Source organism: Gilvimarinus japonicus (assembly GCF_042847215.1).
GTDB classification, from domain to species: domain Bacteria; phylum Pseudomonadota; class Gammaproteobacteria; order Pseudomonadales; family Cellvibrionaceae; genus Gilvimarinus; species Gilvimarinus japonicus.
On record NZ_AP031500.1, the window covers coordinates 925398 to 939227 of the forward strand.

General features: G+C 54.0%; 16 protein-coding genes. 14 read left to right on the forward strand and 2 right to left on the reverse strand.

From position 1 onward, the window contains the following. Positions 1–12 precede the first annotated feature (12 nt). The 5 genes from ACGHAD_RS03935 to hisD all read left to right on the forward strand — a co-directional run bounded on the left by ACGHAD_RS03935 (position 13) and on the right by hisD (position 4244). On the forward strand, positions 13–627 hold the full coding sequence (locus ACGHAD_RS03935) for a phospholipid-binding protein MlaC (RefSeq protein ID WP_382413715.1): 615 nt from the start codon (positions 13–15) through the stop codon (positions 625–627). A gap of 132 nt (positions 628–759) precedes the next feature. Next, entirely contained in the window at positions 760–1002 is a 243-nt protein-coding gene (locus tag ACGHAD_RS03940; RefSeq protein ID WP_339616468.1) for a BolA/IbaG family iron-sulfur metabolism protein, read from the forward strand. A 12-nt stretch (positions 1003–1014) separates the two neighbouring features. Continuing rightward, on the forward strand, positions 1015–2277 hold the full coding sequence (gene murA, locus ACGHAD_RS03945; protein WP_339616469.1) for a UDP-N-acetylglucosamine 1-carboxyvinyltransferase: 1263 nt from the start codon (positions 1015–1017) through the stop codon (positions 2275–2277). 17 nt (positions 2278–2294) lie between these two features. Next, the gene (gene hisG, locus ACGHAD_RS03950; RefSeq protein ID WP_339616582.1) at positions 2295–2927 is read left to right on the forward strand and encodes an ATP phosphoribosyltransferase; all 633 of its coding nucleotides are present in this window, start codon (positions 2295–2297) and stop codon (positions 2925–2927) included. Positions 2928–2936: 9 nt separating this feature from the next. Beyond that, positions 2937–4244, forward strand: a complete 1308-nt coding sequence (hisD, locus tag ACGHAD_RS03955) for a histidinol dehydrogenase (RefSeq protein ID WP_382413712.1) — start codon at positions 2937–2939, stop codon at positions 4242–4244. 46 nt (positions 4245–4290) lie between these two features. On the opposite strand, the gene ACGHAD_RS03960 is transcribed toward hisD, so the two are convergent. Both ACGHAD_RS03960 and ACGHAD_RS03965 read right to left on the reverse strand, forming a co-directional pair. Beyond that, positions 4291–5448 (reverse strand): trypsin-like peptidase domain-containing protein, encoded by a 1158-nt coding sequence (locus ACGHAD_RS03960; RefSeq protein WP_382413710.1) that lies wholly within the window; start codon positions 5446–5448, stop codon positions 4291–4293. A 32-nt stretch (positions 5449–5480) separates the two neighbouring features. After that, positions 5481–5972, reverse strand: a complete 492-nt coding sequence (locus ACGHAD_RS03965; RefSeq protein WP_339616472.1) for a ZapG family protein — start codon at positions 5970–5972, stop codon at positions 5481–5483. Positions 5973–6124: 152 nt separating this feature from the next. Here ACGHAD_RS03965 and ACGHAD_RS03970 point away from each other — a divergent pair, with 152 nt between their 5' ends. The 9 genes from ACGHAD_RS03970 to ACGHAD_RS04010 all read left to right on the forward strand — a co-directional run bounded on the left by ACGHAD_RS03970 (position 6125) and on the right by ACGHAD_RS04010 (position 13785). Then, complete coding sequence (locus ACGHAD_RS03970; RefSeq protein ID WP_382413708.1) at positions 6125–6790, forward strand: alpha/beta hydrolase; 666 nt, start codon at positions 6125–6127, stop codon at positions 6788–6790. Then, a complete protein-coding gene (zapE, locus tag ACGHAD_RS03975; RefSeq protein WP_339616474.1) occupies positions 6783–7901 on the forward strand; it encodes a cell division protein ZapE in 1119 nt (372 codons plus the stop codon). Before ACGHAD_RS03970 ends, zapE begins: the two co-directional genes overlap by 8 nt. A gap of 147 nt (positions 7902–8048) precedes the next feature. After that, on the forward strand, positions 8049–8477 hold the full coding sequence (rplM, locus tag ACGHAD_RS03980) for a 50S ribosomal protein L13 (protein WP_339616475.1): 429 nt from the start codon (positions 8049–8051) through the stop codon (positions 8475–8477). A gap of 14 nt (positions 8478–8491) precedes the next feature. Continuing rightward, the gene (gene rpsI, locus ACGHAD_RS03985; RefSeq protein ID WP_339616476.1) at positions 8492–8884 is read left to right on the forward strand and encodes a 30S ribosomal protein S9; all 393 of its coding nucleotides are present in this window, start codon (positions 8492–8494) and stop codon (positions 8882–8884) included. A gap of 296 nt (positions 8885–9180) precedes the next feature. Next, the gene (gene petA / locus ACGHAD_RS03990) at positions 9181–9774 is read left to right on the forward strand and encodes a ubiquinol-cytochrome c reductase iron-sulfur subunit (RefSeq protein ID WP_339616477.1); all 594 of its coding nucleotides are present in this window, start codon (positions 9181–9183) and stop codon (positions 9772–9774) included. A 1-nt stretch (position 9775) separates the two neighbouring features. Next, positions 9776–11827 carry a ubiquinol-cytochrome c reductase gene (locus tag ACGHAD_RS03995; protein ID WP_339616478.1) on the forward strand — a complete coding sequence of 684 codons (2052 nt, stop codon included), beginning with the start codon at positions 9776–9778 and terminating at the stop codon, positions 11825–11827. A gap of 66 nt (positions 11828–11893) precedes the next feature. Continuing rightward, positions 11894–12529, forward strand: a complete 636-nt coding sequence (gene sspA / locus ACGHAD_RS04000) for a stringent starvation protein SspA (protein WP_339616479.1) — start codon at positions 11894–11896, stop codon at positions 12527–12529. Positions 12530–12619: 90 nt separating this feature from the next. After that, positions 12620–13024: a ClpXP protease specificity-enhancing factor gene (locus ACGHAD_RS04005; protein ID WP_339616480.1), complete on the forward strand. Its 405-nt coding sequence runs from the start codon at positions 12620–12622 to the stop codon at positions 13022–13024. A 143-nt stretch (positions 13025–13167) separates the two neighbouring features. Beyond that, on the forward strand, positions 13168–13785 hold the full coding sequence (locus ACGHAD_RS04010) for a Yip1 family protein (RefSeq protein WP_382413702.1): 618 nt from the start codon (positions 13168–13170) through the stop codon (positions 13783–13785). The last annotated feature ends 45 nt before the right edge of the window (positions 13786–13830 follow it).

Genomic DNA, 13830 nt, shown 5'->3' on the forward strand with positions numbered 1-13830 from the left:
AGGAAAGTGAAGATGATTCGATTTTCGTTGCTGAAACCGCTACAAACGGCGGTTGTGTTTTTTATGCTTGTCGCGTCAATGGCCCGGGCCGATGGCGCCGACCCGTATCAATTAGTACAAGGGGTTACCGATAAGCTGATCAGTGCAGCACAAGTTCACAATAAAAGTGGCGATCAGGCAAGCTTTGATGACGAAGTGATGGCGGCGCTAGAGCCCGTGGTTGCGTTTGATTATATTGCCCGAGTGGTGATGGGCGATTACTACGACAAGGCGACGGACAAGCAGAAACGTGCTTTTGCCGACAAGTTTCAGGCCGATTTGGTCAGTACGTATGCCAAAGGTATTGCGACCTACGCCGATAGCAGTATTAAGCTGGTAGAGCCGTCTAAGCCGGTCGGTGATTCACGCCGGGTGACGGTAGAGCAGCAAGTCAGCCATGAAGGCTCGACTCACAAACTGTCTTATTCCATGGGTAAAAACCGTGACGGTGAGTGGAAGCTGATTAACGTGGTGCTTAACGGCGTTAACCTGGGGCGCTCGTTTAGCAGCCAGTTCCAGCAGTTGGCGAATAAATATGGCGGCGATATCGATAAAATTATTGGCCATTGGGACGCTTCTGAAGGCTAGTTTAACGCTGCTCTGACAATCCCGTGTGCCCTTAAGGGTGCGCGGGGCGCTACAATCCGGTAATATTCCCGCCTGTTTCTAATTAGTCGACCCAGATTCTTGCTGTGGTCGTCCTAGCCCTATGGGAGAGCTATGCAAGCCCAAGAGATTCAAGCGCTCATCGAAAACCACATTGCGGACAGTCAGGCGCAAGTGACGATCGAAGGTAGTCATGTCCACTTAGTGGTGGTGAGCCCTGCCTTTGCCGGTGTTAGTCCTGTGAAAAAGCAGCAGATGGTGTATGCCCTGCTGACTGATCAGATAGCCAGCGGCGTGATTCACGCTGTTCATATGAAAACGCTGACTCCTGAAGAGTTCGCCCGCCAGTCCAGCTAACAGGTAGCCCGCATGGATAAACTGATGATTCAGAGCGCAGGCCCGCTGGCCGGCGAGATCCGTATTTCCGGGTCAAAAAACTCGGCGCTGCCTATTCTTGCCGCCACCTTGCTGGCCGATACGCCGATACAAATATCGAATTTGCCACACTTAAACGACATCACCACCATGCTGGCGCTGCTGCGTTGCATGGGCGTGGGGGTGACGGTGGACGAGCGTATGTCGGTCGAGATCGACGCCAACGCGATTAATGACTTTACCGCTCCTTACGAGCTGGTAAAAACCATGCGCGCCTCTATTTTGGTGCTGGGGCCGATGCTGGCTCGCCACGGAGTCGCCAATGTGTCGTTTCCGGGCGGGTGCGCCATCGGTTCGCGCCCGGTGGATATCCACCTGCGTGGGCTTGAGGCCATGGGCGCCACCATTGAGGTCGACGAAGGTTATATTCGTGCCCGCATGGATGGGCGCCTAAAGGGCGCTCATATTTTAATGGATACGGTCACCGTCGGCGGAACCGAGAACCTGCTGATGGCCGCGGTACTGGCCGAGGGGCGCACGGTACTGGAAAACGCCGCGCGCGAACCCGAGGTGGTGGATTTGGCTCACTGCTTGGTGGCAATGGGAGCGCAGATCGAAGGCATTGGCACGGCGACACTGGTGATCAATGGCGTTGAGCGCCTGCAAGGGTGTCACTACAACGTAATGCCCGACCGTATTGAGACGGGCACTTATTTAGTGGCGGCGGCGGCAACGCGCGGCAGTATTCGCGTTAAAGATACGCGGGAAGACATTCTCGAAGGTGTGTTGCTTAAATTGGAAGAGGCTGGTGCCCACATCGCCACCGGCAGCGACTGGATTAGCCTGGATATGAAAGGCAATCGCCCGCGCGCGGTCAGCTTAAAAACTGCACCGTATCCGGCGTTTCCCACGGATATGCAGGCGCAGTTTACCGCGATGAACGCAGTTGCTGAAGGCTCAAGCTCCGTTACGGAGACGATCTTTGAGAACCGCCTGATTCAGGTGCACGAGCTTAACCGCATGGGCGCTGATATTTCTTTGCAGGGTAATACGGCGATGATCCGGGGGGTCGAACGGCTTAAGGGCGCGCCGGTTATGGCGACCGACCTTCGTGCATCGGCAAGTTTGGTTATTGCAGGCCTTGTCGCGGATGGGGCGACACTGGTGGATCGAATCTACCACATTGATCGCGGCTACGAATGTATTGAAGAAAAGTTGCAAATGCTGGGCGCTAATATCCGCCGGGTTCCCAACTAGGTTGAGTTATGACTGACATGATTACCATTGCCCTCACCAAGGGGCGGATTCTGGAAGAGACGTTGCCATTGTTAGCGGCGGCCGAGATTCACCCGGAAGAAGACATCGACAAAAGCCGCAAGCTGGTGTTTGCCACCAACCAAAGTGACGTGCAATTGCTGGTGTTGCGCGGCGCCGATGTGCCCACCTACGTGCAGTTTGGTGCGGCGGATATGGGCATCTCGGGCAAAGACACACTGATGGAGAACGGCGCCGAGGGGCTGTACGAGCCGCTGGATTTACGTATTGCCCGCTGCCAGTTGATGACCGCGGCCATTAAGGGCGCGCCCGCTAAATCTGGCCGGATTCGGGTGGCCACTAAATACGTTAATATTGCTAAGCAATATTACGCCGCCCAGGGTCGGCAAAGCGACATTATTAAGCTTTACGGGGCGATGGAATTGGCGCCTATTATGAGCTTAGCCGATGAGATTGTGGACATTGTCGACACGGGCAATACTCTTAAGGCCAACGGCTTAGAAGCGCGCGAATTTATTGCCGATATCAGTTCGCGCCTGATTGTGAATAAAGCCTCCATGAAGATGAAGCATGTGCGTATTCAGGCCATTATCGATGGCATTGCACAGGCCGTGGCTTCCGGTAACAAGTAAGAGATCACTATGACAAGCAATCCTTTGATCGCTCGCCTTGATGCTAGTGATGCTGAGTTTTCCTCGCAGCTCGATGCGCTGCTGGCATGGGACTCAGTGTCAGATACCAAGGTTGCCGATATTGTTGCGGAGATTATCGCGGCGGTAAAAGCTCGCGGTGATGCGGCTGTCGTTGAGTACACTAACCGGTTTGATCGGCGCACTGTGACGAGCATGAGCGAGCTGGTGGTGCCGGCCGAGCGAATCGCTGCGGCACTGGCGGCGATTTCTTCCGAGCAGCGCGGCGCGTTGGAAGCGGCAGCTACGCGGGTACGGACGTATCACGAGCACCAGCAACAAGAATCCTGGCGTTACACTGAGGCCGACGGCACTGTATTGGGTCAGCAGATTACGGCCATGCAGCGTGTTGGGCTTTATGTGCCGGGCGGCAAGGCGTCGTACCCGTCATCGGTATTAATGAATGCGATACCGGCCAAAGTGGCAGGTGTCGATGAGCTGACCATGGTGGTGCCTGCGCCCGATGGTGTGCTCAATGATATGGTGCTGGCCGCTGCCGCGATCGCCGGTGTTGACCGTGTCGTGACTATGGGTGGTGCGCAGGCCGTTGCCGCGTTGGCCTACGGCACCGAGACGATTGCCCGGGTTGATAAGATCGTCGGCCCCGGCAATATTTTTGTCGCTACCGCCAAGCGTGCGGTGTTTGGCCAGGTGGCTATCGATATGATTGCCGGGCCCTCCGAAATTTTAGTGCTATGCGATGGCCAGACCGATCCCGACTGGATCGCTATGGACTTGTTTAGTCAAGCTGAGCACGATGAGCAAGCGCAGTCGATTTTAGTTTGCCCCGACGGAGACTACCTTGATCGTGTTGCGGCCGTCATGGCCCGCTTGCTGCCCACCATGAGTCGCGCGGACATTATTCGCCCCTCTTTGGCAAATCGCGGTGCGTTAATCAAAGTGGCCGACATGAATGAGGCGGTCGCCTTGTCCAACCGCATTGCGCCCGAGCACTTGGAGTTGTCGGTCGCCGATCCGGAGGCTTTGTTACCCAGTATTCGCCATGCGGGCGCTATTTTTATGGGGCGTCACACCCCCGAGGCGTTAGGTGATTACTGCGCGGGCCCGAATCACGTGTTGCCTACCTCTGGCACGGCACGGTTTTCGTCACCCCTGGGTGTTTACGACTTTCAAAAACGCAGTTCTATTATTTTCTGTTCGCCCGAGGGGGCGTCGGTGTTAGCCGAGACGGCCTCGACTTTGGCGCGCAGTGAAGCATTAGAGGCCCACGCGTTGTCGGCTGAATACCGCAAGCGCTAACGTTTTAATGTTGGCTCGGTAGGTTAGTGGGCCGACTTGTGGTGCGCTAGGTGCGGTTGACTTCGAGGTTATCTGGTCGCTCGCCCACTGTGACATCTATCTCCAGCTCTTCCGGCAGCGAGCCGTTGGTGTGAGGGCGCAATACCCGTACGCTGACGACGGTGCCCGGCGCCAAATCGGCCACCTCTTTTAGCCCTTGGCGCTCATTGCCAATGGGTTGATTGTTGATGTGGGTAATCACATCGTTGGGGCGAATGCCGGCGATGTGTGCGGGGTTGTTTAAAAAGACATTCGTGACCCGCAGGCCGCTGACGTTTTTTAATCCCAGTGCGGTGATGGCGGCGGGCGTTAAACGCTCGGCGTCGAGACCGAGCCAGCCGCGCACGACACGTCCGTACTTAATAATATCCTTTAGTGATTTCATGGCATCGTCCGCGGGTACGGCAAAGCCAATGCCGACGGTATCGAAGATAATCGCGGCGTTAATGCCGAGTAAATTACCGTGGGTGTCGATCAGCGCGCCGCCCGAGTTGCCGGGATTGATCGCGGCATCGGTTTGGATGTAGTTCTCGTAGCTGCTGATGCCTAAGCCGTAGCGGCTAAGCGCGCTAATGATACCCTGAGTGACGGTTTGACCGACCCCGAAAGGGTTGCCAATCGCGAGCACGACATCGCCCACGCGCGCCTGATTGGGGTTGCCGATATTAATGGGGGTAAGGTTGTCTAGCTCGATTTTTAGTACTGCCAGATCACTGCCGGGATCGTTGCCAATAAATGTAGCGCCCGCGCGGCGGCCATCGTGCAGCAGTACTAAAATCTCGTCCGCGCCTTCGATGACGTGGTTGTTGGTCAGCAAATAGCCCTCGGGGCTGACAATAACGCCAGAACCCAGCGCCGACTTAACTCGCTCTTGCTGGCCAGAATTGCGAAACAGTTTTTCGTACAGGGGGTGGTCGGCGAGTGGGTGGCGACGAGTTTCGATGACTTTTCGCGAGTAAATGTTTACAACCGATGACGCCGCTTGGTCGACCGCGTGGGCGTAAGACAGGTTGGCAAAGGCATTATCGCTTTGGGGGGCAGCTCTGGCCGGTAGCTGCCAGCTTTGCGGGCGTAGCTCGGGCACGGTGAGTAGCAAAATTAAAGCGGCAACCAAGCCGATCATGACGGGCCAGGCAAAAAAGCTCAGCAGGCGGCTCGGGGACATGCAATCTCCTCTTGGTGGCGCACGGGCGCCTGTTAGCGCTCTGGCGCGGGGTAGGGCTCGGGAGTTTTGCTGTCGTCGGAGGTGCTGTTGCCTTGCTCATCCAAGCCGTACTCTTCGCTCAGAGTCGGTTTGCGGCCTTGGCGCTTAGGGGCCCAGTCGCGCGGCGCCTGAATTTGTTGCTCGTGCAGGGTGTGTGACTTGTTGCCCGGCAATTGGTGGTCGGCATCGGCCAGCAGTTGTCGGCTGATTTCCGGTGTGCTTAATGTTAACGCGCTGCTGGCTAGGTGCTCGTGCATGTCTCGGTAGCTTTCGTTTAAGCTTTTTACCAGCTCAGTGGTGCGGGCAAAGTGGTCGGTCACATCGCGCTGATAGTTGTTGAGTGCCTCTTCGGCATCAATTAGGCGTTTTTCCATATCGGCATTGCGCGAGCCGCCTGAGCGACCACGAGAAAAAATATAACCGCTAAAGCAGCCTACAAATAGGGCGATAAGGGCGCTAATAACGACGGTGGTGAGTGAAAACACAACAGCTCTCCTGAACTTGCCGAATAAAAGAGTCGTGGGCCTTGGCGTGCAAAACCCACCTTACAGTCGGTATTATACGGCCTTTTACGCTTCAACGTGAGGTGCACAGTGGCACCACAGCGAAAAAATTGTCTGTAGGGTGAATTGAGTTTATGACCAGCGATTTATTTGAGTCTGATCGAGTGCTGTTGCTAGCCGGCCCGGTGGGTGCCCTGGAGGTTTCCGTCAGCTTGGCGAGCGCCGCTAAGGCGGTAATGCCCGCAAATGCTGTGGCCATTGTCTGTCATCCGCACCCGCTGCATGGCGGCACTATGGATAATAAAGTGGTGACTACCCTGATGCGTACTTATCGTGACCTTGGGGCGGCCGTTGTGCGGTTTAATTTTCGCGGTGTGGGGGCGAGTGAGGGTGAGTACGCCGAAGGTGTGGGTGAGGTGGATGACTTGCTAGCGGTTATAGCGGAGGTACAGCGTCATCGTCCGGGTGCGCCTTTGTACCTGGCGGGTTTTTCGTTTGGCGCGGCGGCGGTGGCGAAGGCTTGCGCCACAGTGACGCCGGTCCGGCATGTGGCGTTAGTGGCGCCGCCAGTACCGCGTTACCAGTTGGCCGATATTAAAGGTGTTAAGGCGCCGCTGGCTGTACTTCAGGGCGCTATGGATGAGCGGGTGGTGGCCGCTGAGGTGGCACGTTGGGTGGCTGCACTTGAGGGTGATGTGAGCTATCGCGAGTTTGCCGCCGCCGGACACTTTTTTCATGGTGAGCTGGGGCCGCTAAAGCAGACGCTGACAGAAATTGTTGCGGGGTTGGAGGATGAGTGACGTAGTTGCCAGTGGGGCGCTGAGTCCGAAACAGCGCTACGACAAAGATTTGCAGCGCCCGGGCTTTGTGGCGGACGCCACGCAGGCACAAGCTGTGGCCAAGTTGCAGTCTCTGTACGAGCGCTTGCAGCAGTCGGCCAAGCCCCCCAGTTTGTGGCAGCGTTTAACGGGGAAAACACAGCGGGAGCCGGTCTGTGGTTTGTATTTTTGGGGTGGGGTCGGGCGCGGTAAAACCTACCTGATGGATAACTTTTACGAAAGCCTGCCCTTCGAGCAAAAAATGCGGGTCCACTTCCATCGTTTTATGCGTCGTGTGCACACTGATTTAAAGCGTTTGGCCGGACAAAAAAATCCGCTTGAGCAAGTGGCTGAGGGGATTGCCGCTGAGGCGCGGGTCATCTGTTTTGATGAGTTTTTTGTCAGTGACATCACCGATGCGATGATTTTGGCGGGCCTGTTGCGCGAACTGTTTGCCCGTGGGGTAACGCTAGTGACTACCTCAAATATTGAGCCGGCGGGACTCTATCGCGATGGCTTGCAGCGCGAGCGTTTTTTACCGGCTATTGCATTGCTGCAAAAATACACAGAGGTGGTCAATGTGGATGGCGGCGTCGACTACCGGTTGCGGGCCTTGAGCCAGGCCGAGCTGTATTACTCGCCGCTAGGGCCGGAGGCAGAGGTGGCCCTGGGCGCCGCGTTCGAGCGTTTGTTGCCGCCGGGAGCTCAGGTGCGCGAGAACACCACCATTGAGGTGGAGCAGCGCCGCATTAATGTTCGCAAGCAAGCTGATGATGTCGTCTGGTTTGATTTTGCGGCGGTGTGTGACGGGCCGCGCTCGCAAAACGATTACATCGAGCTAGCTCGTGAATTTCACGCGGTGTTGGTAAGCGATATTCCCCTATTAGGTGGCGACAAAGATGACCAGTCTCGCCGTTTTATTAATCTGGTCGATGAGTTCTACGATCGGGGGGTCAAGCTGGTGGTGTCGGCCGCCGCGCCGCTCGATCAACTATACAGTGGGGGTAGACTGTCGTTTGAGTTTGCCCGCACGGAGAGTAGACTGCTCGAAATGCAGAGTCATGAATATCTCGCACGCGAACATCACCCGTAAGGGCGGGTTCTCGGGTGAATGTCGTCGATTGTTGGACTTGCCGGCGGCGCCGGTAAAAAACTTTAGAAAAGGCTTGAATTGGACGTGCGCGTTATGTAGTATTCGCGCTCTTTTTGTGGGAAGCACCACCTAGTAGGCAGGTATAACATGAAGACATATAGTGCTAAAGCAGAATCAGTCGTTCGCGATTGGTTCGTGATTGATGCAGATGGTAAGACTCTGGGCCGTATGGCTGCGGAGATCGCTACTCGTCTGCGCGGTAAGCACAAACCTGAGTACACTCCCCATGTTGACACCGGCGACTACATTGTAGTCATTAACGCAGAGAAAGTTCGCGTTACCGGCAAAAAAGCGACTGATAAGATGTATTACCATCACACCGGCTACGTCGGTGGCATCAAGTCAATTAGCTTTGAGAAGTTGATCGATAAAGCACCGGAGCGCGTGATTCAGCGTGCTGTTAAAGGCATGTTGCCCCGTGGCCCACTCGGTCGGACTATGTTCAACAAGTTGAAAGTGTACGCAGGTAGTGAGCATCCGCACACTGCTCAGCAGCCGCAAGAACTTACTCTCTAAACGGAAAGCTGATTATGGCAGTTACTCAATATTACGGTACCGGCCGTCGTAAGACCTCGACCGCTCGAGTGTTCATTACTCCCGGCACCGGTAAAGTTACGATTAATGATCGCTCGCTAGACGAGTACTTCGGTCGCGAAGTTGCACGCATGGTCGTGCGCCAGCCACTGGAGCTCGTCGAGCTGACCGATAAGTTTGATATTAACGCCACTGTTGCTGGCGGCGGTAGTTTCGGCCAAGCCGGTGCTATTCGTCACGGTCTGACTCGTGCCCTGATGGAGTACGATGAGACTTTGCGCCAGTCGCTGCGTGGAGCAGGTTACGTTACCCGCGACTCGCGTGCGGTTGAGCGTAAGAAAGTTGGTCTGCGCAAAGCACGTAAGAAGCCGCAATTCTCCAAGCGTTAATTCGGTTGTGCCTTGTCTGCCGGGCAACTGGTGGCAGCTGGCTTTTAAAAGCGCTCAGGGTTACCCCTGGGCGCTTTTTCGTTTGTGGGGTATCGTTTTGTCGCCCGTTTACTGCTTTGTGTCGGTTCAGCCGGCGCTGCTGTAGCCCTTACGCCACGCGGCCTCGCGTGGTTATTCTTGTAACAGGCGCACAATTTCTTTAAGATTGGCCAATTTTTACAAGACAATAACACTATTCTAAATCGTTGAAATTCAGTGATTTACTGGCCGTTGATGCTGTTAGGGGAGAAGTCGTCATGACCAATGACGTTGTCAATAAAACGCGCCGCCGCGTGTTAACCGCTGCTACCACAGTAGTGGGTGCGGTAGGTGCGGTAGGTGCTGCGGTACCGTTTGTGGGTTCCTGGAATCCAAGTGCCAAAGCCAAAGCGGCAGGTGCACCGGTAAAAGTCAATGTAAGCAAAATCGAACCAGGCGCTATGATTACCGCTGAGTGGCGGGGTAAGCCGGTTTATATCGTGCGTCGCACAGAGCAAGTTCTGAGTACTTTGCAGGGTAACGACGAACTGCTACGCGACCCGGCTTCTGAAAAGCCACAACAACCCGCCTACGCGCAAAACCCCACCCGATCCATTAAACCCGACTACCTGATTTTGGTAGGCCTTTGTACCCACCTAGGGTGTGCGCCGCTATTTCGCCCGGAAGTGGACTCGGTAAACCTGGATGGCGGTACGTGGCAGGGCGGCTTCTTTTGCCCGTGTCACGGTTCTAAATTCGATCTCGCTGGACGTGTCTTTAAGGGTGTTCCAGCGCCAATTAACCTTCTGGTGCCACCGCATAAGTTCGATAGCGATGCTGTGGTGACCATCGGTGTGGATCAGGAGGCATAACATGAATTGGATGAAAGGTCTGTGGAATTGGGTCGATGCGCGTTTGCCGGTACAGCGTGCGTGGGATACCCATATGGGCAAGTACTACGCGCCTAAAAACTTTAACTTTTGGTACTTTTTTGGTGTTTTGTCGCTGTTGGTTTTGGTTAATCAGTTATTGACTGGTATCTGGCTGACCATGAACTACAACCCCAGCGCTGACGGTGCGTTTGCTTCGGTCGAGTACATCATGCGCGATGTCGACTACGGCTGGTTGCTGCGCTATATGCACTCTACCGGCGCCTCGGCGTTTTTTGTGGTGGTGTATCTGCATATGTTCCGCGGTTTGATGTACGGCTCTTATAAAGCGCCGCGCGAGCTGGTATGGATTTTTGGTATGACCATCTACCTAGCCCTGATGGCGGAAGCCTTTATGGGCTACGTGCTGCCTTGGGGGCAGATGTCCTACTGGGGCGCACAGGTGATTGTGTCCTTGTTTGGCGCCATACCTGTCGTCGGTGACGGCTTGGTTGAGTGGATTCGCGGTGACTACCTAATCTCGGGGATTACCCTAAACCGCTTCTTTGCGCTGCATGTGGTTGCCTTGCCGATTGTGCTGCTGGCGCTGGTGGTGTTGCACTTACTGGCGTTGCACGAAGTGGGTTCTAACAACCCCGATGGCATCGAAATTAAAAAGAACAAAGACGAAAATGGTATTCCCAAAGATGGTGTACCTTTCCATCCGTTCTACACCGTGCATGACTTGGTGGGCATCGCCGTTTTCTTGTTCGTGTTCTGTTTTGTGCTGTTCTTTATGCCAGAGATGGGTGGGTTCTTTTTGGAATACGCCAACTTTGAAGAGGCGAATAACCTTAAAACCCCAGAGCACATTGCGCCGGTGTGGTATTTCACCCCGTTTTACGCGGTACTGCGTGCAGTGACCTTTGATATAGGCCCCTTGAACTCTAAGTTCCTTGGGTTGATTGCCATGGGTGCTGCTATTGCCATTTTGTTTGTGTTGCCATGGTTGGATCGCAGTCCGGTTAAGTCGATGCGTTACAAAGGCCACATCAGCCGTATTGCGTTGATTGTGTTTGCTGCAGCCTTTGTGATTTTGGGGTACTTGGGGGTAAAAGCTCCTACACCCGGTCGCACGATTCTGGCGCAGATTTGTACGGTATTGTACTTCTTGTACTTTATTGCCATGCCGTTCTGGACCACTCGGGAAAAAACCTTTCCGGTACCTGAGCGCGTAACCAGTAAAGGCTTGCCCACCTATATGGTGATTGCAGGGTTTGTCCTGTTCGCGATCTTGGTGGTTGTACCGATTAAAGCGGTGGGCGCCGAAAGTCACTTTGCCTGTGGCGCTATTCCCTGCGACGAGATTGAAACGGACTTGTCCGATAAGGCCTCGTTGCAACGCGGCGCAAAGTACTTTGTAAACTACTGCATGGGCTGTCACTCGGCTAAGTATTCACGCTTTGAGCGCGTGGCCGATGACTTGGATATTCCTCACGATCTGATGCTGGAAAACATGGTGTTTTCCGATAAGCGCATTGGTCAGCTGATGGAAATTAGCATGAAGCCCGACTTGGCGAAAAAGTGGTTTGGGGCTTCCCCTCCGGATTTAACGCTGGTGGCACGGGCGCGCTCGCCTGAGTGGCTGTATACCTACCTGCGCAACTTTTATAAAGATGAGTCGCGTCCTCTAGGCGTTAACAATCGTGTGTTTGCCAACGTCGGTATGCCTCACGTCTTGTTAGAGCTGCAAGGTCTGCATGAGTGCGGAGCAGGCCCTAAGCTCGATCACCATGGTCACGCTGAGCGCGATAACTTGGGTAACCAAGTAATGGATGAGCACTGTGGGGCGTTGGTCGAGGGCGATATCAAAGGCAGTATGTCAGATGATGAATTTGATAAAGCCGTTTACGACTTGGTTAACTTCTTAGAGTATGTTGCTGAGCCGTCGCGTATGCACAGCGAACGTATAGGCATTTATGTACTGCTGTTTTTGTGCGTATTTTTTATCTTTGCCTATCTGCTAAACCGCGAATACTGGAAAGGTATTCACTAAGCTTTTTTAAAGTGGGTGGCATTTTGCCACCCATATTCTTTGTTGTATAACTATTGAGGTGCCCTAATGGGTGTTGTGACCAAGCGCTCATCCATGACTTTTTTCTCTGACGCCCATGACCATTACAGTCATCGGGTACGTATTGTGTTAGCAGAAAAAGGCGTGACGGTTGATTTGGTGGATGTCGATGTCGACAACAAGCCGCAAGAGTTAGCGGATTTGAATCCCTACAATTCATTGCCGACACTGGTTGATCGCGATTTGTCTTTGTATGAATCCAAAGTGATGATGGAGTATCTCGACGAGCGCTTCCCGCATCCACCGCTGTTGCCGGTGTACCCTGTGGCAAGAGCTCAGAGCCGATTATGGATGTATCGCCTAGAGCGCGACTGGGCGCCCTTGGTGGATCTCATCAAACAAAGCGATGATAAAGCCCAGGTAGAGAACGCGCGTAAAGAACTCAAAGATAGCTTGCTAACCATTGCACCTATTTTTGCCGAAATGCCATTCTTTATGAGCGATGAGTTTACCATTGTCGATTGCTGCTTAGGGCCTATCCTGTGGCGCTTGCATTCGCTGGGCATTGAGTTTCCCAATACTCGTCAAAGCCAGCCGCTTAAGCAGTATATGGAGCGTCTGTTTGCCCGTGAGTCATTTCAGCAAAGCCTGACTGAATTTGAACGGGAAATGAACCCCGCTTAAGTCGCTATAGGCGCGGTGTAAACGCGCCTATTAACTTCTTACGGTCTTTTCCGTAGGGGGTTGCCACACTCAGCGCCGAGGAGAGAAGCCATGACAATGACCTCTAGTCGCCCCTATATGATTCGCGCGCTCTATGAGTGGATCGTGGATAACAACTGTACTCCCTACCTATTGGTAAATGCACACGCTACCGGTGTAGAAGTGCCGCAAGAGCACATTAACAAAGATGGGCAGATCATTCTGAATATTGCCCCCGCTTCGGTGGTTGATTTGAACATGCTCGATGATAGTGTGTCTTTTAGCGCCCGATTTGGTGGTGTGCCACGCCAGCTGTTTATCCCCTGTTATGCTGTGTTGGGGATTTATGCCCGTGAGAATGGCCAAGGTATGGTGTTTGAAGCCGAGGCCGAACCACCAGAGCCGCCCAAGCCGCCAGCACCTTCTGGCAGTGATGACAGCGATAGTAAGCGTCCGAGTTTACGGGTGGTGAAGTAGGCCACTTTTGAGTGTATATTTCGTTGTACGTTTAGTAGTCCTTTCTATATAGCTAATACTTATTTGCGGCTGTCATCAGCCGCTTGTTATCTTTGATCCTACAGATCCACTGAATAATAAGAACTCAGACGTAGGAGAAGTATATGGCGATGTTTCAGCACACTTTGGGCATTTTCACCAACCCCGACCGCGAATGGCAGCGTATTCGCAACGAAGAACACAGCTTTTTTAAGGTCTACTGGACTCATGTGCCGCTATTGGCTCTGATTCCTGTTGTGTGTGCCTATTTTGGCGTTACCTACCAAGGCTGGAGTATTGGCAGCGGTGGGATGGTGAGGCTAACCTCTGAAAGTGCATTAATTCTATGCGCGTTTGCCTATTTGGCGGAGTTAGCGGCCGTGTACGTGCTGGGTGAGTATATCAACTGGATGAGCCAGAGCTTTGGCGTGGATGACGAGGCGAGTAAGCGCCACTATGAGGGTACAGCTCTGGCGGTTTATTCCGCGACCCCCATGATGCTGGCGGGCTTGGTACTACTTTGGCCCGAGTTGTGGCTTGTGGCCGGCGTATTTATCGCCGCGGCCTGCTACTCGACGTATCTTATTTACGAAGGCATTCCCATCTTAATGAATATTCCAAAAGAGCGCGGCTTTATTTACGCCAGCTCTGTCATTACCGTCGGCTTAGTGCTGGCCGTGGTTGTCATGGTGGCGACTGTGATCGTCTGGAGCTCGGGTATGGGGCCGATTTACGTGAGCTAGTCGGTAAGCTCCTTTGGTATTGATAAAAAGCGGCTTAGGCCGCTT